Genomic DNA, 25950 nt, shown 5'->3' with positions numbered 1-25950 from the left:
TCATCACACCTTACTATTAATTGTTTTTCACTAAATAAATATGAGCCAAATGATGTTCACTATGCCAAGCGTATAAAGCTAAGATGAAATCTATACTAATATTAATTTTAAGCTCAGGGTGATAACAAGTTCGATTAAACTCTTTCTCTGTTAGTGATTCAAGTAAAACTACGTAACGTTCGTGAATACCTTCGATTATTTTTAAAGAGCTATGAAAATCAAAATTCGAATCACTTAATGAAATCCATGCATTCTCATCATAGGCTTTAATTGTAGGATTTTCTTCAGTTAAAGCTAGTTTAACTCTAATAAGACTATTCATATGACTATCAGCAACATGATGAATAACTTGTTTTGGTGTCCAACCACCATCACGATAAGGTGTGTTTAATTGGTCTTCTGTAAGTGATGTGATTGCTTCTTTATATTTAATAGGAGCATCTTTTAGTACTTTAATAAATTCTTTACGTTGTTGATGAGAGTAGGCTAGTGGTGAGATAAATCTGCCAATCGGATATTTTAAATTTTCCATTTCAAATCCCCCATTTATTAGCTATTTATAAAAAAACAACAAAGCCTTTCAAAGACCTTGTTGTTAAATACGAATTAAAGTGTATTAAATGTTTCAGTTAATACTGGCACGATTTGTTTTTTACGAGATACAACACCTTTTAATAAAGCAGTGTTGTTTTCTAATGTAACATTGTATGCTTTTTCAACTGCATTAGTAGCATTTCCTTTAGCAACTGCGATTGAGTCATTTGTTAAAATATCAGTTACAACGAATAAGAATAAGTCTAATCCTTTATTAGCAACGATGCCCTCAAGTACATTTTCTAATTCAGCTTGACGAGAAAGTACGTCATTTGTATCAACTGCGTTTACTTGTGCAATTTCTACTTTGTAGTTACCCATTTGGAATTCTTTCGCATCAAGTGAAACTAAAGACTCAATTGATTTATCAGCTAAGTTTGCACCTGCTTTTAACATGTCTAGACCATATTCCTCTACATTTACACCTGCGATTTCTGCAAGTTCCTTTGCAGCAGCAATATCTTGATCAGTACAAGTTGGAGATTTGAATAATAAAGTATCAGAAATAATTGCTGAAAGCATAAGACCAGCAACTTCTTTCTTAATTTCAATATTATTTTCTTTATACAATTTGTTTAAAATTGTAGCAGTACATCCAACTGGCTCACAACGGTAGTATAAAGGATCGCTAGTTTCAAAATTAGCAATACGGTGATGATCAATAACCTCAAGTACACGAACTTGTTCGATATCATCAGCACTTTGTTGACGCTCATTATGATCAACTAAAATGACATTATTTGTTTCAGCTGCAACTTTTTCTACTAAACGTGGTTCTTCAGATTTAAATGTATCAAGTGCAAATTGTGTTTCTGCACTTACGTCACCTAAACGAATTGCTTCAGCATTTTCACCTAATGCCTTTTTCAATTCTGCATATGCAATTGCAGAGCAAATTGTATCTGTATCTGGGTTCTTGTGACCAAAAACTAGTACTTTTTCCATCAATAATTCTCCTAACTATATCTTGTTTATCATTTTTTATGTATTTAATGCCAGGAATTGGCTTTAATATAAAACGCTTCAATAATAATACCATATCAAAATAAAAAAAAATAGCCAAAATGGCTATTCTTTACAGTTTGAGGACAAAGTCAAAAAAACATGCCAATGAGACTAATTGAAAACGCTTTATTTTCAGGTCACTAATCCTATTCATCCTATTTCAATCAAGCAACAATAAAAACAAGTCTTTTCAAATTACAGTCTAATTAATCTTCAGCATTTTTATATGACATAGTTTCCGTAATCGGTTCACTTTTTGGTAACCAATCGATTGGAATATCATCTGCAGTTTTAAGATCTTCAAGTAATAATTCGTCAAAATTATTTTGATTCCAATCAATTGATTTATTCTTTTTTGATTTGCTCATCTTTTATACCTCACTTAGTCCTTAAAGATTTGGCTTTAGTTTGTGTAAAAGGTGGCTTGGTTAATACTTATTTTATGTTTTTTATGATAATTTCAGGTATGGATATATTTTTACGTGGTTTTATATTTTCAATAATGATTTCAGCTATATCGTCTGGATTCATCATTTTTGAAGTTTTATCTTCATCAAAAATACCGGCCCAAAAATCTGTATTCATTCCACCCATATATGCTGCAAATACCGAAATTGGTGTACCTGTTAATTCAACAACCAAACTTTCAGTAAAGCCTTTAACTCCGAACTTACTTGCGCAATAAACTGATTCTGTTGCTTTTCCAATTAGTCCTGCAGTAGAAACAATATTGACGATCGTTCCACTATCTTGTTTTTTCATTTGTTTTAAAACTTCTTGTGAACAGAAAATAGTTCCCTTTAAGTTAATGTCGATCATATTATGTACTGCTTCATCATTTAATTCTTCTGCAAGATCAAAAATTCCAACACCTGCATTATTAAATAATAAATCAACTTTCCCATATGTTTGAATGATTGTATCGAAAACTCTTTTTACATCTTCATGGTCTGAAACATCTACTGTATGTATTGAATAATTGTTAGGTAATTGTTTTCCAATTTCTCTAAGTTTATTTTCAGTTCTTCCTAACAAACAAATGTGAGCTCCATTTTCAGAATACTTTTTAGCTAATGACGCTCCTAATCCACTTCCTGCGCCTGTGATTATAACAACTTGATTTCCCAATCTAAGACCAACTTTCTTTATAAAATATTTATCCGAATAATTTCATTATAGCTATTAAACCAAAACATGATACAATTGTAAAAGTGTTTGTTTAGGAGGTCGATAAATTGAATACTACTAAAACGGATAAAATATCACGCTTTTTTAAACTACTACTTCCGATTTTAATCACTCAAGTGACATTATTTTCGATGTCATTTTTTGATACAATCATGTCTGGTAATAGTAGTCCAGGGGATTTAGCAGGGGTCGCGATAGGTGTTAGTATTTGGACGCCAATCAGTACAGGGTTAACCGGCATTTTAGTCGCAATTACGACAATGGTTGCCAATTTAAATGGTGCTAAACAGGATGAAAAAATAACGCCGCTTGTTACGCAGGCACTTTATTTGGCTGGGATTATTGCAGTAGTCATTATTATTATTGGTATATTTTCAATTCATCCAATCTTAAATCATATGAATCTCGATCCGAAAGTTCATCGTGTTGCTCTTCATTTCTTATTCGCATTATCATTTGGAATTTTACCTTTATTTCTATATACAGTCATTCGTCAGTTTATTGATGGCTTAGGTAAAACAAGAACTACTATGGTCATTACAGTTATTTCAGTACCAGTTAATGTAATTTTGAACTATTTCCTTATATTCGGTAAAGCTGGTCTTCCACGTTTGGGTGGCGTAGGTTCTGGTGTAGCGTCTGCAATAACGTATTGGATTATTTTTGGAATTGCTTTTTATATTATTAAAACTAAAAAGCCATTTAGCACCTTCAATCTATTTAAAAAACTTCCTCCAATTTCATTTACAACTTGGAAAAGTATTTTAAAATTAGGAGTACCAATTGGACTTAGTATCTTTTTTGAGGTAAGTGTGTTCTCGGTCGTAACATTATTATTAAGTGAGTTTGATACCGAAACTATTGCTGCACATACAGTGGCAATGAATTTTGCAAGTCTTCTTTATATGGTTCCATTAAGTATTTCGATGGCATTAACTATTGCTGTCGGCTATGAAGTTGGGGCGAAAGAGTTTCAAAATGCAAAAGAATATAGCAAAATTGGTTTAGTAATGGCAGTTTCAATCGCTTCATTTTTTGGGATCATCATCTATTTATTCCGATATGATGTAGCTGGATGGTATACAAATGATCCATCTGTACAGATTTTGGCAGGAGGATTCTTAATCTTTGCAGTTATGTTCCAACTATTTGATGCAATTGCAGCACCAATACAAGGTGCATTAAGAGGCTATAAAGATGTGAATGCCACGTTAATTATGATGATTTTAGCTTATTGGGTAATCGCATTACCAGTCGGATATGCACTCTCTAATACGAATCTTGGTGCAAAAGGATATTGGGTTGGATTAATCGTCGGTTTAGGAGTTTCAGCACTAACTCTATCTTTCCGATTAGTACAACTACAAATAAAAAAACTAAAGTTATCTGAAGCATAATGAAAAGGATGGGAAGAAAAATTGCTAAACCCATCCTTTTTTTGTATCTTAATCATCTTGAATTGTTATATTTGGATGATCATCATCAAATTGGTCAAGTAATTCGCTAGGGATATGTTTTGGGATTACATCGGGTGGAAGTTCTCCATCCATTCCTAAATAGTAATGGCGAATTGGCTTTAGGTCGTCATTTAATTCATAAACTAACGGAATACTTGTTGGAATATTAAGTGAAGCAATTCCGTCAGCTGAGACTTGATCTAAATATTGCACGATCCCCCTCAACGTATTTCCATGTGCAGATATAATAACCTTTTTGCCTGCTTTCAAGGCTGGTACAATTTCTTCATCCCAATATTTTAATACTCTTTTTTCTGTATCCTCCAGATTTTCAGTAAGCGGGAATTCATCTTTTGACAAGCTTTTATAACGAGGTTCATTTATTTCATATCTTTTATCATCCGGTTTTAGAGCAGGTGGTCTAACATTCATAGATCTTCGCCAAATATTAACCTGTTCTTCTCCATATTTTTGGGCTGTTTCAGATTTATTCAGCCCCTGAAGTGAACCGTAATGTCGTTCATTTAATCTCCATGTTTTATAAACAGGAATCCACATCATATCAATCTCATTTAAGATAATCCATAATGTACGGATTGCTCTTTTAAGTACTGATGTATAGGCAACATCAAATGTAAATCCGTTTTTCCTTAAAATGATACCAGCTTCTCTTGCCTCGGAAAGACCGCTATTCGTTAAATCAACATCTGTCCAACCTGTGAACCGATTTTCAACATTCCATTTACTTTGCCCGTGTCTGATTAATACAAGTTTAATCATATTGCTCTCCTTTAAAATCAAATAAATATGATATAGTTTGCTGAAATGTTCATTATTTGATTCACAATTGACTGGAAGTGCAAAATCTTATGTAATTAAAATTCTCGATTAAAAACTGTCATACCTACCTCGTTAGCATTTCTCCAATTTTACATACACTCTTTTTACACTATTTGTTTATTCGATTTATTTTTATTGAGCTAATTTCGATTGGGATATAAATTTTATTTTTTAGTACCATGTTTCCCATTGTGTCATATAGATTTTCAACTAGTAAAACGAATAAATTATTAGTTGAACGTAATTCATAGTTTGATGAGGGAAGGACTGATTCTGTATATTTTATTTCGATTGTTGATGAATGGATTAACTTATAAATATCTTCTTCAAGTATTTTTAGTAAACTCTGCTGATCTCCTAGGTTTATTTGATATTGGGAAGCTGTCTCACTTGGGAACATAGTATAAGCGTGAGCGACAATTTTATTTTTAGATTTGTACCACCTATTAAACCTGACCATCACTGCAGAATCTTGATTAAAAATCTTTTTAACATATTCATAATCATCTGAAAAACTAACTTCTAAATAAGTATCTACATCATCAATTGTTTCTGTACAGCATTGAAAAACTGAGTTATCAATTTTTTCTAAGCCAACACTTCTTAAATTCACATTTTGTTTTATAAAGTTACCTTGTCCATGGATTGTTTCAATATAACCGTCCTCTTTAAGTAAACTCAACCCTTGTCTTAAGGTCATTCTGCTAACATTCATCATCTTAGAAAGTTCTGGTTCAGAAGGAAGCTTACTTCCTATCGGATAGACTCCCTCATTAATTAATTTAAATAATTTTTCATAAACCCCTACGTATAGAGGTAATTTTTTTTTATTTTCAACGGACATATCAACACTCCTTATCATTATTATATCGAGTTATGAATTATTCGCAAACTTGTCTGTTAGAGTGTAGGTCGTAAACACGATATTATTCTTTTAAATAACGTTCTTGAAAAAAGTATAAAATATTGAGCGATTTTAAGTTGCTATTGATTTATCTATTTTCTTGAAATATAATTTAGTTAAAGAAAAATAGACAACTGATTATACAACTATACTTCGTAGTATTAATTTATCGTTATTTTGAATATGTTGTTTGTTTTATTTTGTAAACGTAAACATATTAGGAAAGAATGATAACGTTAAGATAAATTAACATGTGAAATGATTAAGCATTAAAGTTGTATGGATTAGTTAAATAAATTATTAGAATAGAAATGGAGAGAAAATGGTATGACAACGCCACATAATACAGCCAAATCAGGAGAAATTGCAAAAACAGTTTTAATGCCAGGGGATCCACTACGTGCAAAATATATTGCAGAGACATATCTAGAAAACATTGTTCAATTTAATACAGTTCGTAATATGTTTGGCTATACAGGAACTTATAAAGGAAAACAAGTATCAGTAATGGGATCTGGTATGGGCATGCCAAGTATAGGAATTTATTCATACGAATTATATAAATTTTATGATGTAGAAAATATTATCCGTGTTGGTAGTGCAGGAGCTTATACAGATAAACTAAATATTCACGATATTGTGCTTGTAGATAGTGCTTGGAGTCAATCTACATTTGCAAAGACTCAGGCTGGTGTAGAAAGTGACATTCAGTATCCATGTGAATCACTAACAAACAAAATTGAAGATACAGCAAAGCAGATCAATACTTCTATCGTTAAAGGAAGAATACATTCTAGTGATGTCTTTTATTATGAAAGTTCAGTTCCAAATTTTGTTAATTTTTATAAAGAGCATAATTGTATTTGTACAGAAATGGAAAGTTATGCACTTTTCCATAATGCGAAAGTCTTAGGAAAGAAAGCAGCTTGTTTACTTACTATTTCAGATTCTTTAGTTACTCATGAAGAGATTAGTGCTGAAGCTAGACAAACTTCATTCGATAAAATGATGAAACTTGCATTAGAAGCTTGTTTGTAAAATAAATAGAGATTTTATTAAAAGTCTAAAAGTAAGTTTTAAAATAGGGCCTCTCTTATTATTAAATATTATTGTAGAACAAAAAGTCGATTTCCGTTTTTACGAAAATCGACTTTTTTATTCTATTGTAACTTAAGCTAGTACTTATACTACCTTATTTAATTGCTTTACTCACTTTTAACTTTTTGCCTTTGACCGTCGCATTCTCCATAGCTTGTAAAACTAGTGATCCTTTTCCATTCAGAATATCAACGTATGACATCTGATCATGAATGGTTATTATGCCGATATCATCTGCTGTGACTCCAGGAATTTTTGCGATTGTTCCAACAAAATCAACAGCACGGATTTTCTTCTTTTTTCCGCCGCTGAAATGGAGTTTCATAATACCTTGGTTAATTCGGGCTGATTTATTATTTCTTACTACTCGTCTGCTGTTAAGTTTTTCTTCGAAGATTACTTTCCGACTAACCACGTCTTGATGACTAGGAGCTTCTATTGTAGGTATTTCAAAGCCGATGTAATTTTCAATTGCTTTAACGAATTTTCCTTCAAACTGTGTCGAAAACGTAATCGCTTTTCCTTTATTTCCGGCACGGCCAGTTCTTCCAGTACGGTGCACATAGCTCTCTTTTTCCATTGGAACGTCATAATTGATGACTAACGTTACATTATCAATATCAATACCTCTGGCAGCTACATCGGTTGCTACTAGATAGCGGAAGTTCCCCATTTTAAATCCTTCCATTACAGCAAACCTGTCTTCTTGTTCCAGTCCCCCATGGAGTCTTTCACATGAATAATTAGCTTTTTCCAATTCACTATACACAGTATCAACATTTTCTTTAGTTCGGCAAAAAATTAGGCAGCTATCTGGGTTTTCGACAACCGTGACGTCCTTAAGGAGTGAAATCTTTTCTTCCTCTTTCACTTCTATTAAAAAATGTTCAATTGTATCGGCCGTTATACCGGTTGATTCAATTTCAATATGAATCGGTTCTTTCATATATTCATGGCAGAGATTTTCAACATCTTTAGGTAAGGTTGCAGAAAAAACCATCGTTACCCGGTTTAGAGGCAGCTGGTTGATAATCGCTTCTACCTCATCGATAAAACCTCTATTAAGCATCTCATCAGCTTCATCTATGATAAGATATTTTATTTGATCGCTATCGAGGGTCCCTCGTTCAAGATGGTCAATAACCCTTCCAGGTGTACCAACTACTACATGTGTTTTTTGTTCCAATTCTACCTTTTGTTTAGTAAATGGTTCTTTTCCATAGACGGCCACCGCTTTTATGCGCTTAAATCTTCCAATATTCGTAATATCTTCACGAACTTGAGCCGCAAGCTCTCTAGTTGGAGTTAGAATTAAAGCCTGTGGTTTTTTTTCCTCCCATTCGATCATTTCGCAAACAGGAATACTATAAGAGGCTGTTTTGCCACTACCTGTTTGAGATTTTACGACTAAATCTTGATTTTCCATTGCCAATGGTATAACTTCACCTTGAACTTCAGTTGGAGTTTCGTATTTTAATACAGCAAGTGCTCTCTTAATTTCATCACTTAGATGATAGTCCGCATAACTTCTTTTAGTCATTTCTTAACCTCGTTTTTGTTTTTTTCGATATATGTATAGAATTCTCCCTAAGAAAAATCATATTCATTAATTCAATATGATTCATTATACTTGAAAAATGCAAGATAAAACGGTTTTTATTTTTTATTTTATAAAGTAATAGATTATTTTGGCAGGAAATTTAGGCATTGAAGATACAAAAATAAAAAATAGTCACAAAAGTAACTCGTTTCGTTAAACTAATCATATGTCTGTTCCTAGGGGTTACCCCACAGTTGGTCACAATTAAGCTCCCATTTTTTAATTTCTATTCAAGTCATTCATTATTCATATTTAAAAGGTGGTTATATATAAAACATCAATCGGTTTTTAATAGAGCATTTTTATTAAAATTTTTTCAGAATTGCTTATAATCCTATTAAACGCATAAAACACTAGATTTTTCAGAAAATGCATTTTATAATATTGAAAATGCATTTTATAAATAACCTCCCTTATAATACTTGGATATTAATTTAATTTATCAAATGGTTGCAAAAAAGAGCCAATTAACTGACTCTTTTTTAAATAACATTCATTTATTAAATCTACCCATCAAAATCGTATTATAAAATTTTCCATCTGAAAGTACCTTATCGTTTTTTAAAACACCTTCAACTTCAAAGCCTAACTTTTTATAAAGTTTAATTGCTTTTTCATTCGTTTCTAAAACACTCAAATTCATTTTATGGAGATCATTAGCATCTGCCCAAGAAATTGATCGTTTTAAAAGATTTTTACCGATTCCGTATCCCCAAAATTCTTTTAATACGCAAACTCCAAATTCTACTTTATGGGAAAGCCTTTTTAATTGATTACCTTCACATCTAGAAAAACCTATAATTTGATCTTGAACTTCAGCTACTAAAAATAAATTATTAATCGTTTCTGTATCAGAGATAATTAAATGTTCAAAGCCTTTTGGATCAATAAATGCCTCTCCTGCTTCTCTGTCTAAATTTTCTGTCTCTCCGTCAATTTGTACTCTCAAACTAGATAATTGTTTAGCGTCAGTTAGTACTGCATGTCTAATTATATATTGCAGTCCATTTATCGTAAATTTCTGAGGTTGTATTTTCATCATATACTCCTTGCACTTGTATTCTTTATTTTATAAGAAAAGAATGATTGTTTGTGTACTACTTCTATAAGAGTGGATAAAACTCATTAATAAAAATGATTATTGATTCATACTAAAAGAGATCATCCCAATGTTAATATTAAAAGTTTTTAGACGAAACTATATTAATATGAAAGAGGTGTATCAAAAGTGGAATTTAGAAGTAGTGGAAGGCTTTCCAATTTTTTAGTTTCAATATTGTTTACGATTTGTCTGATCACTTTTATCTTTTATGTACAAAAGCATGGATTTCCTATTACGATTAAGTCATATATGATCATGACAATGGTATGCTTAATTTTTCTAGCTTATATTGGTTATACTCGTAGTATGGTTATTAGAATAACCGATTACGGTGTTACATACGAACATTGGGGTTTTAAACAAACGATTCCCGCTCATCATATTACACGTGTTAATTTACAATATCGCTATAAAGAAACACCATCACATAGCGCTTATCTAGTAATTAACCATCCCGAAGAATCAATTTTCATACCTTCTATGATGTTTCAAGGTCAAATCGAACGAATAACGAAAGAAATCAGAGATATAATGATTTACTAATTAAATCTATTTTAAAGAACTGAAGTGTAGCTTCAGTTCTTTGCAATTAAGAAAATGATATCTTTGTTAAATTATCGCTTTACTGCATCTACAATGATTGAAGGAAACAGGACTTTTTCCCCGTGATTTCTAGGATCATATTTTTTTGAACGGAAAATAACACCATCCGTGTCATCCCACTCTTTAAAATGAAAATATCCTTCTTCATCACAATATTCTAGTAGTTTTACTTCAAAACCTGCTGTTTCAAACATGTTAACTAGTGTTTTATAGTTATAGACAATTTTATGGCTTGCAGCAGGATGATCTTTTGGTCCTGGTCCACCAACTTTAACAATACTTTGATAAGTTTCGTCTTGAAAAAATCCATCTGGTACTGCACAGCGAATATAGCCTGATGGTTTTAAATAATCATAACAAATTTTAGCAGCATCTAAACCTTCATCATATGTAAGATGTTCCCAAACATGTTCAGCTAAAATAGCTGTTATAGAATTTTTCTCGAATTTATTTTCCCAAGTTGACTTAACTAATAAATTAAGTTCTTCTTCCTGAGTTTGAATCCATGTTGGATTATTGTTATATTCACCTGCTCCAATTACAACTTTTAATTCATCTTGTTTAATCACTAAAAGATTCACCTCATCTAAATTTTGATCGATTAGTAGTGTTCTACAAATGCTACATAAATTCCTTCTATAAAACGTAGAAAAATGTCAAAATTTAGAAATGTAGTTTATTTGAGATCTTCTACTTTAATTAACACTTCATAAATTTTTTAGATTCTTCTATTTTATCTTGGGTATAATAATTCCAGTAAATGGAGGCGATATCAAATGACAATCGATCGAATTTGTACGATTGGACCAGCTAGTTTTGATAAAAAAATACTGTCTGAATTGATTGAGCATGGCATGACAATCGCAAGACTAAATTTTTCACACGGAACACATGAAAGTCATCACAATGTGATTGAAATAATAAAATCAATCAGAAAAGAGACAGGAAAAGAAATCAAGATTTTAGGAGACCTCCAAGGTCCAAAAATTCGATTAGGAAAAATTGATGGAGAAAAAATAAATCTTGAATCTAATCAAACTTTTACACTTTTAATTGATGAAATTACAGGTGATCGTAATCAAGCAAGTGTTGATTATAAAGGGTTAATAAATGATGTGAAACAAGGAGATCGTATTTTAATTAATGACGGTGCAGTGGAGTTATACGTTGAAAATATAGAACAAAATAAGATTGTCACTTCTGTGAAAACTGGTGGCGAAATTTCTTCGCATAAAGGGGTAAATTTACCCGGAGTCGTTACAAGTTTACCTGCTATCACGAAAAAAGACCAAAAAGACATCGAATTCATTTTGAAAGAAGATTTAGATTATATTGCATGCTCGTTTATTCGACGGGCATCGCATTTACAAGAAATCAGAAGTTTTATGAATTCAAAAAGTGATAAAACTCCAAAATTAATCGCAAAAATTGAAACAATCGAAGCAATAAAAAATTTCCAAGAAATTAATAAAGAAACAGATGCAATTATGATTGCTCGTGGTGATTTAGGTGTTGAACTACCCTATCAATGGATTCCTCTCTTACAAAGAGCTATGATTCATGAATGTAATTCAAATGGGACATATGTGATCACAGCAACTCAAATGCTACAATCAATGATAGATAATTCACTTCCAACAAGAGCTGAAGTAACTGATGTATTTCAAGCTGTAATGGACGGGACAAATGCCGTCATGTTATCCGCTGAAAGTGCTGCTGGCCACCATCCAATCGAAAGTATTGAAACATTAAAACTTGTATCTCAATTTGCTGAGACTGTAAAATCGAAATCTCCGTTTGATTTTGATGATATGCTTGAATTGATTAACTCAACTATTAAATAAACTTGATTTTCAAGACAAAAACGCCCCGAAAGGGCGTTTTTCACTTTTCTTTTTTATAAAAACGTTCACCTGTATCTGGATTATAGTAAACTCTTGTTTTCTCCCCTGTTACAGGATCAATATTGACTTCACTAGTTCGTTGAAATCCTTCTGGTATCTGGTTTCCGTGATTTCGATTAAATCGTTTATCGTAAATAAAATAACCTAGCAATAAACAAATAATGAGAAATAAAATTTGGATACCATAAAAACCGAAAATAAATGTTTCCACTATATTTTCTCGACTACTACAGCCGTTCCATAAGCGACAATTTCACTCATGTTTTGCCCAATTTCACCTGAATCAAAGCGCATCATGATAATTGCATTTGCATCCATTTCACTAGCATTTTTAGTCATTCGGTCCATCGCTTCTTTTCTCGCATCTTCAAGCATTGCAGTGTATTGTTTGATTTCTCCACCAACAAGACTTTTTAGACCAGCTAAAATATCTCCACCTAGTCCTCTACTACGTACAATTACTCCAAATACAGGACCTTTTACTTCAACTAGTTTATACCCTTCAATATTTTCAGTTGTAACTACGATCATATTGTTCACCTCAAAATTTTTTTGTGTATGTATTTCAATCCCATTTTTAAACATCATTCGTTAAAAATGGAAAATCTGAAACGTATAATGTATTAATTCTATGCAATAGGTTCAAACCCTTTTTACTAAAGAGAAATTCATTTTTTTAGAAAATTATTATTGGTTAAATTTTCCAAGACTGATTTTTCTACTTCAATTGATGCCTTCTCATTTACATCAATAAATTTAGTGTTAAACTGCTTATACCAATCTTTTTCATATTCATATAATTTCATATTTTGATCAAATGAACTTCTTCTTTTTGTCAAATCATTTTGTTTTCTTCTTTCAAGAGTTTCAAATTCAGTATCTAAATAAATAATTAGATCTGATCTGCATTTTCTAAGTCGATTTAATTCATCTTTTAAATAATATTCTATATCCCATGAATAACCGTTTGCGATAGGAAAAAAGAGCGTATAGAATTCAATATCTTCTGGACCACGATCAAAAAGAATATTTTCATTATAAAAATGATTAAATCGCTTAATTTCTGCTTCAATAAATAATTGCTGATTTTTTATAAACCCCTCTAATGTATGTATATCAAGTTTTAAATTATTCCTACTTTGAACAATTGGATAAGGATTTTCATATATTACTTGAAAATTTTTTAATTGATTTTCTAATCTTTTCGCAAGTGTTGTTTTTCCACCAGCCATTGGGCCTTGGATTGATATAATCTTTCTCATTTTATCACTTACTCTCTTTTCGATAATACAATCTTATTTCATCATAATATTATCTGCATTTAATTACCAACAAAATGTAAAATTGGACTATACTAATGTTATATGATTATTATTATTTAAAGTTAGTTAAGGAGAATATATGCTTAGAATTTTCATCATAATCGGAGGTTTACTATTAATATTATTTATTCTTTATGGTCCAATTCCGAGTTTACTAACACGTTTATTTAAAATTTTTTCAATACATCGAGTTTCTTCTAAAAGTCAAAAACGAATTGCTTTAACTTTTGATGATGGTCCACATCCAGTTTATACGACTTTACTTTTAGATTTACTCCAAAGTCATTCGATTAAAGCAACTTTTTTTGTATTAGGTTCAGCGGCAGAAAAGCATCCTATGATCATTAAAAGAATACATGAAGATGGTCACTTAATTGGAATACACAATTATAAACATAAATGTAATTGGTTTCTCAGTCCAAAACACTTAAAAAATCAAATCGAAAAAACTGCAAGCATTATTAAGAAAATAACGAACAGTGATCCACTTTATTATCGACCACCTTGGGGGTTAGTTTCATTGCCACTCCTATTTCAAAATAAGCTCAAAATTATTTTATGGTCTGTAATGGCAAATGATTGGAGTAGTAAAAACGGAAGCGAAGGCATTTATACTCTTTTGTTAAATCAAACGAAACCAGGATCAATTATATTGTTACATGATAATGGAGATACATTTGGTGCTGATGAGGATGCTCCTATTCATACAATAAAAGCATTAGAGAGATTTATTGAACATTGTTTACAAAACCAATATCAATTTGTAAGGATTGATCATTAGCTATTTAATAAAAACAAACACCACAAGGATTCCCATACCTTGTGGTGTTTTTACGTATTAATAAAGTTTATAGTCATAAAGCTTCTAAGAAATTGAACTAAAAATATCATTGACAATTAATTGAGAACTAAATCCTTTATTTAATGCGGTTAATGATGATTTCATTTGTTCTAAATGATTTGATTTGAAAAGAATTCGATTAATATAAAAAGTTAATTCATTTAACGACTTTACTGTAACTGAAGCACCAGCATTTTCAAATATTCGGGAATTTTCTTTTTCTTGGCCTGGTGTTGGTTTATATAGGATTGTCGGTAAATTACATGCAATACATTCTGATAATGTAATACCACCAGGTTTCGTAATTAAGAGATCAGATTTTTTATACAAATTACGTATATTATTTACGTAGCCAAATACTTGTAGCCGGTCTTTGTATTCTTCATTTAACTTACATAATTTATTATAAAGTATGCGATTATATCCACAAACAACTGCTACATTAAGTTTTGTTTCAGCAAGTAACTGCTTGGCCATTTTTTCTACGTCCTTTAATACTCCAACTGCCCCAGCAACTATTAAGATTTGGTCGTTTGATTTCGAATCAATTGTACCTTCATTCAAAAAATCTACTTCTTTAAATTCTTGGCGAAGAGGTATACCAGATACAAATATTTTCGATAAAGAAACGCCTAAATTCACCATTTGATGTATTAATCCTTCTGTCGCTATATAATAACGATCGATTTCATTATGAATCCATGAACGGTGAATATAATAATCGGTAACAACTGTATATAATTTACAAGGATGTGATGAATATTTTTTCCATTTTGCTACAGACCCAACTGGAAATGTAGTAATGATAATATCAGGCTTCTCTTTTTGAAGAATACTTTTTATATTCTTTCCGCATAATTCTAAAAGCCTGTCAAAAATAACTGTACTGAATAATTTCTCAGTCCCATAGAAGAACCATTTATAAATTGTTTGGGCATGTTGGAATAATTGCAAATGAATATTTTTTGCAAATACATTTATTGTTGGATATGCTTCTTCGTATATATCAATAATTGTTACATCGTTAAAGTTAATATGTTCAAACTCACTTTTTAACGCTTTTGATACTTCTTTATGCCCATTTCCAAAACTCGATGTAACGACAAGTATTTTAGGCTGCAATACCATACTAATCAACCTCTTTTGAATAGACAAATTAATTAAACGAATGTATGAATTAACATTGAGATTACAACTGCAAATGAAAGATAGTAATGCCAGTTTTTATCTTTTCGTTTATATCTTAAAAAACCGAATATGCCTAACGGAACTAGGAGTAAATAAGTTATAACACCTGAAATATAAACAGCATTTGTTTTCCATTCAAAAAAAGTCATAATCACAGAGTGGACTGTAATTAAAGCAAAAGTAATTAACGAAATTGGGACATGTATTAACTTGCACCATTTCAATAATTTACCTAAGTATTTCTTAAATTGCTTTTTGTCATTTAATTTTTTAAATCTAATTAAAAAATAAAGTGGAAAGAGTATAAATGCCGCAAATACACCTATTCTTCCAAGGGAACCTTTATCTTTCGCATACATTTTTAAAGGATTCGTTTTATGAATGCCATGTTGTATTCCATTTTGAATATGAGGTCCAATATTCGTTAATAATTCAGTTCGATGCGAAACTTTCCATCCTGCAATGATGAAAATAATGATCGAAATTACTAATGCTATATAAATTAATTTTCTCTCAGATTTATTTTTTATCCAAATACTAATCATTTTGATATGTTCCTTTCAAGTTTTGAAAAAATATTAGAAAATACATTATCCATTTTCCCCTCCTTTTATCTACAACAAATGTACAAAATGAAAGTGAAAATTTAATGAAAATAGTATTATGATTTAGTGAAAATGATTAATTTTGAGTCAAATTTCTTTTCTTACTTAATTTTTTAAGAAAATCGATTAAAATTGGAATGATTGAAACAAAAATGATCCCAATTGTTAATAGACCAAAATGATTTTTAACAATTGGAATATTTCCAAAAAAGTAACCGATTGACACCATTAGCCCAACCCAAATTGTCGCTCCGAAAATGTTATATGAAATAAATTTTGAATAGTTCATTTCACCGATCCCTGCTACAAATGGTGCAAATGTTCTAACAATCGGAATAAATCTTGCTAATACAATAAATTTAGGACCTTTTTGTTTATAAAAGTTTTCAGTTTCATGAATGTATTTTGTATTTATTTTCTTACTTTTACTAAATTTTCTTCCAAATTTCTTACCTATAAAATAATTTAAAGAATCACCTAAACTAGCTGCTATTATGAAAAGGATTAATAGTCCAAAAAAGTTCAATAAATGCAAGGAAGCAAGTGCACCTGCTGTAAAAATTAATGAATCTCCTGGTAAAAATGGTGTCACAACAAGTCCTGTTTCAAATAAAATAATGAAAAATAAGATGATATAAGTAATTGCCCCATAGTTGTGCACAAAAGTTAATAAATGTTGATCTAAATGCAATATGAGATCAATTAAATTTTTAATAATCTCCATCTAACTCTAACTCCCCCAAAATTTTTTCTATATTTTTGATTTAATTTGAAATAAATTTGATATCGGAATTTTAATTTTAAAACTGCTACCCTTTCCGAATTCGCTATTAACGATAATTTCTCCATTTAAAGACTCAATAATCGATTTTGCGATTGATAACCCGAGTCCAGTATTCCCTTCATCTCTTGACCTATGCTCTTCAATTCGATAAAACCGATTAAATATTTTGTCTTGAAGCTCTTTTGCAATTCCAATACCTTTATCATTTATTTCATAATAGAAATAGTTTGCTTTTTTTTCTGATCTTACGTAGTAATTTAAAGAAATAATACGTTCGTCTTGTGAGTATTTAATCGCATTATCAACAAAGATATTAATCAATTGTTTCAAACTTTCTTGATTTGTTTTTACAATAAATTTCTCATCATTTAATAGCTTTATTAATTGGTTTTTTTCTGATGCTTTATATTGCCATGCTTTTTGAATTTGTTCAGAAAAGACATCGATTCTAAATTCTTCAATATTAACTTTGGCTATTTGTTTATGATCAAGTCTTGCTAGAAACAGTAATTGATGAACTAGATTTCGTGTATCACTTAATTCCTTTTTTAAATCGGATAAGGTTTCTTTTCCAAAATCAGATAGACGATCTTGTTCAACGCTTAATACATCAATACCAGCTTGTAATACAGATAATGGTGTTCTTAGTTCATGTGAAGCATTTTCTACAAATTCTTGTTGTTCTTTATAAGATGCAATAATTGGTTCCATTGCCTGATTTGTAATTTTCTTGCCGAAGTAGTACGCCATAAAACAAAAGATAATTGAGAGTAAAAATGAGATACTGATAAACTGTTTTATTAAATAAATAACTGACGATAAATCTTTACCACTATAGATTGTACCGAGGTAATGATTTGATGAATCATATACCTTTTCTGCAGCAATCATTAAATTTAGTTCTTCTTTATCATTAGGTGCAATTCGTTTAATAACAACTTTATTATGATTTGGATTAATCTGTTTTAAAACTTTTTCTATATCCTTTGTATACCCAGGTGCGGTTTCATCATAGAGTTCAAATCCGTTATTTTTATTTAAAAAATAATTAAAATAAACATTTTTACGTTTATGTTTTTTTTGAGTATTATCATCATTTGGACCTTGAGATGCAGCACTCATTTTTACTTCTTTTATCTCTTGCTTTAATACTGTAATAAGATCACTCTTTTGGTCTAAGTAAATGTAAAACGATAATACAATTCCTACTGAAATATTAAATAAAATAATAAAAATCATTAAAATTCTAAGATTGAAAAATGTTAATCGCTTGCTAATTTGTTGAAATAATGAGATCTCATTTTTCGATTGTATATCCAACACCTCTAACACTCTTTATATAAGTTTTCTGATCTGGTGGATCAATTTTTTTTCTTAGATTTTTTACATACGCTTCAACGGCATTACTTGTTACCTCTGATTCAATTCCCCAAACTCTTTCAAAAATAACTTCTCTAGTTAGCACAATCCCTCTATTTTTTACTAATAAATCAAATAATTGTAATTCTCTTTGCGTTAAAATTATTTGTTCATTGCCTCTACATAAACTAAAGTTTGTCCGATTATATGTTAAGTCTTCAATCGTGATTATTTCATCTTGAAGTGGAGCAAAATTCCTTCGATTAAGTACTTTAATTCTTGCGGCAAGTTCACTAAAATCAAATGGTTTGATTAAATAGTCATCCGCTCCAGCTTCTAATCCTTCAACACGGTGGTTAATACTATCTCTCGCTGTTAACATTAAGATAGGTCCTTTAAATCCATCTCTTCTAAGCATTTTGCATATTTCTAAACCACTAATCTCAGGTAACATCCAGTCCAAAATAAGTAAATCAAAATCATAATGGGTAGCTAACTCCAATGCTTGCTTCCCATTAGTTGTCCATTCGATTTGAAATGGAGTTTGTGTTTTTAACAAATGGGTTGTCATTTTTCCTAGTTTTTGATCGTCTTCAGCAAATAAAATTTTCAATAAATGTCTCCTCTATTAAGTTCTTAATCAGGAACTTAAATTCTTTTTCGTATTAAATGGTAACTTGTTTATTATTCTTTCATAAATTTTTAATAATATTTTCATTAACGGTTCCGTTAATGATGATGTTTTTAAAACAACAATTGCAACTATACCAGCCAAAATAAATGCACCAATTATATCAAAAGGATAATGTACTCCAACAAAGATTCTTGAAATACCAACTAATATCGCCCAAACCAATGAAATCAACCCTAAACGATCTTTTCTAAACAATAAAATAAGCGCAGTAGAAAATACTAATGTCCCGTGATCACTTACAAAAGATGAATCAGATGAATGTGTAATCAGCTTCGTCACATGGTGATTAACGAATGGTCGCGCGTGGTAATAAAATTGATGGATAATAAAGTTACCACCTAGTGCTAATATAAGTGTTAAACCGATATAAAAAGCTGTATACTTACGTTCGCTACCTTTTTGAATCCATAAATAACATAATAGTCCTATTACGATTAAAATGGCAGATTTAGATAAAAATATCATTACATTATCTAATGCAGGCCAAATGCCTGCAAAACTATTTATTAATTTAAATATTAAGTAGTTCATTAAAATTTCCTCCATTTTTTTTGATCGGAAATTATTATATAAAAGTTTTATGAAAAATTGATGAAAATTTAGTTGTGATTTTATATTAAAAATAAAAAAGACCTATTGTAAATAGACCTTTTAACTGATACTACCGTTATTCAAACAATTTAAGTCTAATAGAAAGTATTTTTACTCCACGATCGAACATAAATAAAAAATTGTAGTTTTTTTAATTATTTACCATACTTCGGTTTTAATAAACGTTCTTCAATAACATGTTTATAAATAACTTCTGCTAATTCTTTTTCTACTTCAAATCTTGAATTTTCAGATAAGTCAAACTGACTTCCGTTCAAAATAAAAATTATGCCAAATTGTTCTTCTTCATGCCAATATAAGTTGCTGATTAATCCGTATGCTTCACCCGCATGCCCGATCATTTCTTTGTAACCCTGTAAAAAGTCGTGGCTAATATGAAAACCAATCCCCATTTTACTAAAAAAGTGGTTGTTTTCTACTCTAGACCATTGAATTGATTTCATTAATTTTGACGTTTTTTGTTCAAGAATTAGGTGTCCATTTATAGTCCCATTTAACATATGTGCCCGTAAAAATTTACTTAATTCAACTGCGGATGTCCTTAGTCCACCTTGAGGTTCAAATAATCCTCCATGATTACCAATGATGTATTGATCCCAATGAGTTTTCGAATATCCACTCTGCCTAACATCATCAATTGATACTTTATATTCGTTTGTATCTTTATTTTTTTCATAAATGTTTGCTAGTTCATGGCTTTTATTAAAATTAGAATACGAAAAAGCAACATCCTTCATTTCTAAGGGTTCAAAAATATTTTGATTGATATATTGATCAAATCGTAAATTAGTGATTTTTTCAATAATTGCACCAGATATGATCGCACCAATGTTTGAATACATCCATTGATCTCCTGGTTTCCAATCCCCCCATATTTCTCTCGTAAAATACTTTCCATTTTCATCTAATAATTCTGTAAGTTGTAAAGAAAAATTTGAATGTCCATCTTTAATGTACTTTGCATAAACACTATTTGAAGCATCGTCTGAGTTAAGTGAAGATGTATGAGTTAAAATTTGTCTCAACGTAATATAAGAATTAGGGAATTTAGGATTTCTTACTTTAAAACCTAAATAATGACTAATATCTTGATTTAAATCTATTAATTTTCTTTCGACTAATTGCATGATTGCTGTAGCAGTAAAAAGTTTTGAAATAGAAGCAATTCGAAACATCGTATTTTCTGTAACTAGTTCTTTTGTTTCTAATTTTCGATAACCATAAGCATCAGACCAAATCAGTTTATCTTTTAAAACCGCAGCAGCTTGACACCCGACAATATTAAATTTGTCCATTATTAATTGAATTTCTTTTGAAACAATTTTATTTTTATGTTGTTTAATATCGTTATGCATTTCAACCTCTCCAATCAATAAATTTCAAGTGAATTTTATGTAAAATACTGTAAATTTTTTATGTAAAAAAATTTTTTTAAATGAAGCGTTTTCAAAGTTATTTTAATATTGTAATAGTCCCTACCTGTTGCTAAAATGAATCATAGAAAATGGAATTAAGGGGATAGAATGGATGATTTTGATCGAGGTTTTTGTTTATGCAGGGATTATAGCTGCTAGCATTTCTGGTACTTTGGTTGGTATTCAAAAGAAATTGGACTTATTTGGTGTTGTTTTTTTAGCAGCTTGTACTGCGCTTGGCGGAGGATTAATTCGTGATATTATTTTAGGTCAAACGGTACCTAATGCTTTCGCAAAACCTCAATACTTTATCGTAAGTACAGTCGTTTCAATTGTAACATGGTTATTTTATCAACGAACAATGCAGTTCCAATCAACTTTAATCATAACTGATGCAATTGGCTTAGGTGTTTTTACTGCTGTTGGTTCATATTCAGCAATTGATCACGGTTTAAAAGGTTCTTTTTTAATTATTTCGATGGGTTTAATTACTGGAATTGGTGGTGGAATTATGCGAGATGTATTCGCAAGAGAAATTCCATTTGTATTCCGTAAAGAAATTTATGCAATTGCAGCAATTATTGGCTCTATAACAATTTTGTTTACACATGGTGAATTTACTAAACTGCAATCTTTGTATATTTGTTTTCTAATTACAACTGCAATTAGAATGATCGCTGTACGATACAAAGTAAACTTTCCTATTAGAAAGGTAAATGATAAATCGTTTTTACTATAAGCTTAACAAAAATGTTAAGCTATTTTTAATGGTCCTAACCAATAATTGATTAGGACCATTTTTATTACTTAGAAACACTATTTGATTCTATGTATTCTTTATATAAAATTTCTTTTTGTACATATTCTTTTAATTCATCAATTACTTCAGCTACTTTTGCAAAAGCTTCAGGCTTCACAACTGTATCATTTTCAAAATCAACTGGATCTAAAACTAGTTGTTTTGGTAATGCATTTCCATATACTCCACGAATTACAGTTCTCATACTATTTAAAGCGTTTATACCACCTTTTCCACCACCAGCTACTGCTAATAATGAAATTGGCTTTTTCTTAAATGGCTCAGAGCCTAATAGTTCAACTAGATTTTTTAAAGCTCCACTCATCGCATTATTGTACTCTGGCGTACAAATAACGATTCCATCAGCTTTAACTAGTAATTCTCTAATTGCTTTAACTGCTTCTATTTCTTTTTGTTCAGCTTCCCCGTTATAAAGAGGAACTTGTTCAAATGCTAAATCTAAATTTGTAAAATTATTAGAATCTGCGATTTGTTTTGCTAAGAATCTAGTTCGACCATTTGCTCTAGGTGAACCATTTACTACTACGATATTCATTTAAATTCCCCTCACTATTTAAAATAGTTGTCAAATATTGACAAATTTTTACCAATAATTCATTAAAACTACAAATTATAGTATAAATGAAATCTATTTATTTGCCTATTAATTTAAACAGAATTTAATGAAAACTTCGATTTTGAATCTCTTAAAAGGCGTGGGATTTATTATGAACTTCTTATGAGTAAAGAATTCTTAGCTTTCTGGCTTTTTACTTCCTCATGAGCCCTTTATGAGGAAGTAAATCTCATCTTTTTGCTTTTTTACTTCCTCATGAACCTTTTATGAGGAAGTATATCTCATCTTTTTGCCTTTTTACTTCCTCATGAACCCTTTATGAGGAAGTAAATCTCATCTTTTTGCCTTTTTACTTCCTCATGAACCTTTTATGAGGAAGTATGTCTCATCTTTTTGCCTTTTTACTTCCTCATGAACACTCTATGAGGAAGTTTATCTCATCTTTTTGCCATTTTACTTCCTCATGAACACTCTATGAGGAAGTTTATCTCATCTTTTTGCCTTTTTACTTCCTCATGAACACTCTATGATCAAGTATGTCTCACTTTCTTGCCTTTTTACTTCCTCATGAACCCTTTATGAGGAAGTATGTCTAACTTTCTTGCCTTTTTACTTCCTCATGAACCCTTTATGAGGAAGTTTGTCTCACTTTCTTGCCTTTTTACTTCCTCATGAACCCTTTATGAGGAAGTATGTCTCACTTTCTTGCCTTTTTACTTCCTCATGAACCCCCTATAAGTTAGTAAATCTCTTCTTCCTGACTTTTTCTCTCAAGAATACCCTATGAGAAAGGTATTACCTGATCCATGATTTATTCGATTGATATAACACTAAAGTTTAGTATATACTTATTTGACAGAATATTTAAATTAAACTAGGAATGGACGTGATACATATTGGGGAATTTGGCAGTAAATAAAAAGGCGACAATTAGTATCATTATTGCAATGGCTACTTTTGGCACAGTAGGTTTCGTCGCTCCTAAAACAGGCCTAAAAGCCATTGATTTAGTTTTTATTAGATGTGTTTTTGCAAGTATTTTTTTATTTTCTGTTTGGTATTTTTCAGGGTTAGCTAAAAAAGAAATATTTAATAAAAAAGATATAACTCTTTCATTATTTAGTGGGATCCTATTAGTTTTGAATTGGGTATTTTTATTTAAATCATTTGAGAATTTATCAGTTACAATTTCAGTTTCAATTTATTACTTAGCTCCCGTAATTTTATTCTTATTAGGTAGTTTAATTTATAAAGAAAAAATTACGATAGTACCTTTACTTGGCGTTTTAAGTAGTTTTATCGGCTCAATTCTTTTATCTGGTATTAATAATGATTTTACACTTGATAAATTTCTTTCGTCTGGTGTCATCTGGGCATTTCTTGCGGCAATCTTTTATGGATTATTAATGATTGTGAATAAAGGGATTACACAAACAAGTTCATATTTTACGACTTTACTTCAGACAACATTAGGGTGTCTACTTTTAATTCCTTTTGTTAAATTTGATTCTTTTCAAAACTTGCATCTAGAAAACTGGAGTTTTATTTTGATTATTGGATTTGTTCATACAGGCGTTATTTATGCATTATTCTTTGGGAATATTCGATTTTTACCTTCTAATATGATAGCTGTGTTAACATTTTTAGATCCTGCAGTAGCCATTGTTTTAGATACAGTCATAACAGGATTTAAACCTACACCAACCCAAGTAATTGGAATTTTCATGACATTTTTAGGTATCGCTTTAATACTTTTACTGAATTCACCGAAGAAGGTATTGCAAAATTCAAATGAGAAAATTGCAAATTAACAATTCATTCAGTCAAAAAGAACTTTAACTTCATTGTCAAACTATCCTAAAAGGACTATAATGGAGTCATAATGAATATACTAAAAAGGGATGTGCTGCGAACACATCCCTTCCGAGTAGTAATTGGTAAAGTTGCTTTCCTCGGATCCAGTGAAGAAATAATCACCACAACCATTTCGAGGGGTAGGGTGGTTATTTTTTTTTGCTAATAGAAATGATAATACCGATTATGCTTAAGATTACAGTTGCAGTTATCCCAACACATTGAATAATTAAATTTGCAATCTCATAACCAGTCACATTCTCACCTCCCTTCTTAGCGAAGAAAGGCACCTACCACAACCCTACTCTACCTAATTTTACCATAAGTATATTCAAAATACCAGAATGTATGTTCTGTTTTTGTAATATTTGATTACAAGCCATTTCGTCTATTCATGAAGAGTAACCTTACCTCAACTGCATTTTTTGAACTTAATAAGGGTACTAGAATGATCAATTAAAAACAAGTTTACATAATAATTTGAGATAAATAAAAAGAACACTTGTTTTAAGTGCTCCCTAATTTCTGCTATTAATTATTAAGTGTAAAATTCCGTATAAGATGGCTATTATCATTCCAACGACAAAAGCAACGCGAAATCGCTAGAATGTAATATAAGCTCATATTTCGAAATACCATTTTTTTAATTCTTCTATTTTTTCACTTACTTTCTTTCGTAATGAATTCTTTTCTTGAGTGGCTGCCGTTTCTAATAACAGTTGTTGATCTTGTTTTCTTTGTTCTCTCCATTCTTCTAACAGTAAACTAGTCTGCTTTTCTCGTTGCTTTAATACTTCTTTATGTTGTAGATCCATCTTTTTAGAAAGTCTTTCTTCCATTTCATTCATTAGTTTTCCAATTGTTTGCAACTGTTGTTTATTGTTTATCTGTATTAGGTGCTCTGTTAAGTTTAAAGACTTTTCTTCGACTATCATGTCAGTATGAGGTATTAATCTATTGGTTTGCTCTTTTATCATTCTCGCAGACTTCTCTAACGTCATACCATCATGCTTACTTAATTCAATTAGTTTTTCGAAGATCAAGACATCATAATTTGAATATTGTCGATGTCCTCTACTATTCTTCTTGATTGTATAACCAACATTCTCTAAGATGTCCTGATACTTTCTGAAGGTGCTTGGTTTCAACTCCAACTGCTCTCTAATTTGAGTACTAGTTAATATTACATCTCCGTCTATCATGCCCCTCACACTCCTTACAATGCTTATATTCTATACTGGCATGCTATCTCCTTTTTGCATTGAAAAAGGTTTATCGAATTTAGCATCAGAGTTAATTGAAAGAGAAAGATTTGATGAGCGAATAAATGAATTTGTATAAAAGAGGACCACTACTTAAGTGTGATTCTCTATTTAATTTTTTCTATCGTAATTTATTAAAAGTAACGTATTTATAATAAACAGTTAATTCAATATCAGCAGAGTTGTCTGATTTTTATATTGTGTAAAGGCATTCTTACAGTTCTATTTTAATACGATTGAAATGATATAATAGTTTCTTTATTTATAAAGAAATATAATAAAAAACTCATTTGAATTTTTAACAAATGAGTTTTCAAATCAAATTATTAAGCAAAATACAATA

At 30.5% G+C, this 25950-nt stretch carries 28 protein-coding genes; 7 read left to right on the top strand and 21 right to left on the bottom strand.

The genetic code is table 11. The features are described from left to right. Nucleotides 1–16: 16 nt before the first annotated feature. The 4 genes from COI44_RS17370 to COI44_RS17360 all read right to left on the bottom strand — a co-directional run bounded on the left by COI44_RS17370 (nt 17) and on the right by COI44_RS17360 (nt 2727). Nucleotides 17–532, bottom strand: coding sequence for a YfiT family bacillithiol transferase (locus tag COI44_RS17370; RefSeq protein ID WP_098429050.1), 516 nt, complete (start codon nt 530–532; stop codon nt 17–19). Nucleotides 533–606: 74 nt separating this feature from the next. Next, nucleotides 607–1539 carry a manganese-dependent inorganic pyrophosphatase gene (locus tag COI44_RS17365; RefSeq protein ID WP_098429049.1) on the bottom strand — a complete coding sequence of 311 codons (933 nt, stop codon included), beginning with the start codon at nt 1537–1539 and terminating at the stop codon, nt 607–609. A 266-nt stretch (nt 1540–1805) separates the two neighbouring features. Continuing rightward, nucleotides 1806–1967, bottom strand: coding sequence for a hypothetical protein (locus tag COI44_RS24250; RefSeq protein ID WP_179887166.1), 162 nt, complete (start codon nt 1965–1967; stop codon nt 1806–1808). A gap of 67 nt (nt 1968–2034) precedes the next feature. After that, the gene (locus COI44_RS17360; protein WP_098429048.1) at nt 2035–2727 is read right to left on the bottom strand and encodes an SDR family oxidoreductase; all 693 of its coding nucleotides are present in this window, start codon (nt 2725–2727) and stop codon (nt 2035–2037) included. 107 nt (nt 2728–2834) lie between these two features. On the opposite strand from COI44_RS17360, the gene COI44_RS17355 reads away from it, so the two are divergent. Continuing rightward, nucleotides 2835–4184 carry an MATE family efflux transporter gene (locus tag COI44_RS17355; RefSeq protein WP_286163968.1) on the top strand — a complete coding sequence of 450 codons (1350 nt, stop codon included), beginning with the start codon at nt 2835–2837 and terminating at the stop codon, nt 4182–4184. 48 nt (nt 4185–4232) lie between these two features. Here the strand turns inward: COI44_RS17355 and gpmA are convergent, their stop codons facing one another. Both gpmA and COI44_RS17345 read right to left on the bottom strand, forming a co-directional pair. Beyond that, entirely contained in the window at nt 4233–5024 is a 792-nt protein-coding gene (gene gpmA / locus COI44_RS17350) for a 2,3-diphosphoglycerate-dependent phosphoglycerate mutase (protein WP_098429047.1), read from the bottom strand. Between the two features lie 169 nt (nt 5025–5193). Continuing rightward, nucleotides 5194–5928 (bottom strand): GntR family transcriptional regulator, encoded by a 735-nt coding sequence (locus COI44_RS17345; protein ID WP_098429046.1) that lies wholly within the window; start codon nt 5926–5928, stop codon nt 5194–5196. Between the two features lie 387 nt (nt 5929–6315). Between COI44_RS17345 and deoD the strand changes: the two genes are divergently transcribed. Continuing rightward, nucleotides 6316–7026, top strand: coding sequence for a purine-nucleoside phosphorylase (gene deoD, locus COI44_RS17340; RefSeq protein WP_098429045.1), 711 nt, complete (start codon nt 6316–6318; stop codon nt 7024–7026). 154 nt (nt 7027–7180) lie between these two features. Here deoD and COI44_RS17335 read toward each other — a convergent pair whose 3' ends face one another. Then, nucleotides 7181–8626: a DEAD/DEAH box helicase gene (locus COI44_RS17335; protein WP_098429044.1), complete on the bottom strand. Its 1446-nt coding sequence runs from the start codon at nt 8624–8626 to the stop codon at nt 7181–7183. Nucleotides 8627–9179: 553 nt separating this feature from the next. Then, nucleotides 9180–9725, bottom strand: coding sequence for a GNAT family N-acetyltransferase (locus COI44_RS17330; RefSeq protein WP_098429043.1), 546 nt, complete (start codon nt 9723–9725; stop codon nt 9180–9182). A gap of 189 nt (nt 9726–9914) precedes the next feature. Here COI44_RS17330 and COI44_RS17325 point away from each other — a divergent pair, with 189 nt between their 5' ends. After that, nucleotides 9915–10331 carry a hypothetical protein gene (locus tag COI44_RS17325; protein WP_098429042.1) on the top strand — a complete coding sequence of 139 codons (417 nt, stop codon included), beginning with the start codon at nt 9915–9917 and terminating at the stop codon, nt 10329–10331. 71 nt (nt 10332–10402) lie between these two features. Here the strand turns inward: COI44_RS17325 and COI44_RS17320 are convergent, their stop codons facing one another. Next, nucleotides 10403–10972, bottom strand: coding sequence for a class I SAM-dependent methyltransferase (locus tag COI44_RS17320; RefSeq protein ID WP_098429041.1), 570 nt, complete (start codon nt 10970–10972; stop codon nt 10403–10405). 195 nt (nt 10973–11167) lie between these two features. On the opposite strand from COI44_RS17320, the gene COI44_RS17315 reads away from it, so the two are divergent. After that, on the top strand, nt 11168–12235 hold the full coding sequence (locus COI44_RS17315) for a pyruvate kinase (RefSeq protein WP_098429040.1): 1068 nt from the start codon (nt 11168–11170) through the stop codon (nt 12233–12235). Between the two features lie 40 nt (nt 12236–12275). Here COI44_RS17315 and COI44_RS17310 read toward each other — a convergent pair whose 3' ends face one another. From COI44_RS17310 to COI44_RS17300, 3 genes are all read right to left on the bottom strand, one after another. After that, nucleotides 12276–12506 (bottom strand): hypothetical protein, encoded by a 231-nt coding sequence (locus COI44_RS17310; protein ID WP_175403448.1) that lies wholly within the window; start codon nt 12504–12506, stop codon nt 12276–12278. Further along, nucleotides 12506–12826, bottom strand: a complete 321-nt coding sequence (locus tag COI44_RS17305) for a YbjQ family protein (protein ID WP_088011817.1) — start codon at nt 12824–12826, stop codon at nt 12506–12508. The genes COI44_RS17310 and COI44_RS17305 overlap by 1 nt, the downstream gene beginning before the upstream one ends. Nucleotides 12827–12963: 137 nt before the next feature. After that, nucleotides 12964–13557, bottom strand: coding sequence for an AAA family ATPase (locus COI44_RS17300; RefSeq protein ID WP_098429039.1), 594 nt, complete (start codon nt 13555–13557; stop codon nt 12964–12966). Between the two features lie 139 nt (nt 13558–13696). On the opposite strand from COI44_RS17300, the gene COI44_RS17295 reads away from it, so the two are divergent. Further along, the gene (locus COI44_RS17295) at nt 13697–14398 is read left to right on the top strand and encodes a polysaccharide deacetylase family protein (RefSeq protein ID WP_098429038.1); all 702 of its coding nucleotides are present in this window, start codon (nt 13697–13699) and stop codon (nt 14396–14398) included. An 84-nt stretch (nt 14399–14482) separates the two neighbouring features. Here the strand turns inward: COI44_RS17295 and COI44_RS17290 are convergent, their stop codons facing one another. From COI44_RS17290 to COI44_RS17260, 7 genes are all read right to left on the bottom strand, one after another. Next, complete coding sequence (locus COI44_RS17290; protein WP_098429037.1) at nt 14483–15586, bottom strand: MGDG synthase family glycosyltransferase; 1104 nt, start codon at nt 15584–15586, stop codon at nt 14483–14485. Nucleotides 15587–15618: 32 nt separating this feature from the next. Beyond that, nucleotides 15619–16191 (bottom strand): hypothetical protein, encoded by a 573-nt coding sequence (locus tag COI44_RS17285; protein WP_098429036.1) that lies wholly within the window; start codon nt 16189–16191, stop codon nt 15619–15621. 136 nt (nt 16192–16327) lie between these two features. Next, nucleotides 16328–16975 carry a VTT domain-containing protein gene (locus COI44_RS17280; protein WP_098429035.1) on the bottom strand — a complete coding sequence of 216 codons (648 nt, stop codon included), beginning with the start codon at nt 16973–16975 and terminating at the stop codon, nt 16328–16330. A gap of 27 nt (nt 16976–17002) precedes the next feature. After that, complete coding sequence (locus COI44_RS17275) at nt 17003–18358, bottom strand: sensor histidine kinase (RefSeq protein ID WP_142329276.1); 1356 nt, start codon at nt 18356–18358, stop codon at nt 17003–17005. Further along, nucleotides 18333–19007, bottom strand: a complete 675-nt coding sequence (locus tag COI44_RS17270) for a response regulator transcription factor (protein WP_098429033.1) — start codon at nt 19005–19007, stop codon at nt 18333–18335. Before COI44_RS17270 ends, COI44_RS17275 begins: the two co-directional genes overlap by 26 nt. Nucleotides 19008–19034: 27 nt before the next feature. Beyond that, entirely contained in the window at nt 19035–19619 is a 585-nt protein-coding gene (locus COI44_RS17265) for an undecaprenyl-diphosphatase (protein ID WP_179887164.1), read from the bottom strand. Between the two features lie 215 nt (nt 19620–19834). Continuing rightward, nucleotides 19835–21055 (bottom strand): serine hydrolase domain-containing protein, encoded by a 1221-nt coding sequence (locus COI44_RS17260; RefSeq protein WP_098429031.1) that lies wholly within the window; start codon nt 21053–21055, stop codon nt 19835–19837. Nucleotides 21056–21227: 172 nt separating this feature from the next. Between COI44_RS17260 and COI44_RS17255 the strand changes: the two genes are divergently transcribed. Continuing rightward, on the top strand, nt 21228–21854 hold the full coding sequence (locus tag COI44_RS17255) for a trimeric intracellular cation channel family protein (RefSeq protein WP_098429030.1): 627 nt from the start codon (nt 21228–21230) through the stop codon (nt 21852–21854). 64 nt (nt 21855–21918) lie between these two features. Here the strand turns inward: COI44_RS17255 and COI44_RS17250 are convergent, their stop codons facing one another. Then, on the bottom strand, nt 21919–22470 hold the full coding sequence (locus COI44_RS17250; protein WP_069032587.1) for an NADPH-dependent FMN reductase: 552 nt from the start codon (nt 22468–22470) through the stop codon (nt 21919–21921). A 917-nt stretch (nt 22471–23387) separates the two neighbouring features. On the opposite strand from COI44_RS17250, the gene COI44_RS17245 reads away from it, so the two are divergent. Further along, nucleotides 23388–24302, top strand: a complete 915-nt coding sequence (locus tag COI44_RS17245) for a DMT family transporter (RefSeq protein WP_098429029.1) — start codon at nt 23388–23390, stop codon at nt 24300–24302. Nucleotides 24303–24965: 663 nt separating this feature from the next. Here the strand turns inward: COI44_RS17245 and COI44_RS17240 are convergent. Continuing rightward, the gene (locus COI44_RS17240; protein ID WP_098429028.1) at nt 24966–25547 is read right to left on the bottom strand and encodes a MerR family transcriptional regulator; all 582 of its coding nucleotides are present in this window, start codon (nt 25545–25547) and stop codon (nt 24966–24968) included. Nucleotides 25548–25950 lie beyond the last annotated feature (403 nt).

It is taken from the genome of Bacillus sp. AFS088145, from assembly GCF_002564465.1.
Classification (GTDB): Bacteria; Bacillota; Bacilli; order Bacillales; family Bacillaceae_G; genus Gottfriedia.
This window is presented reverse-complemented; position numbering and strand designations above follow the sequence as displayed.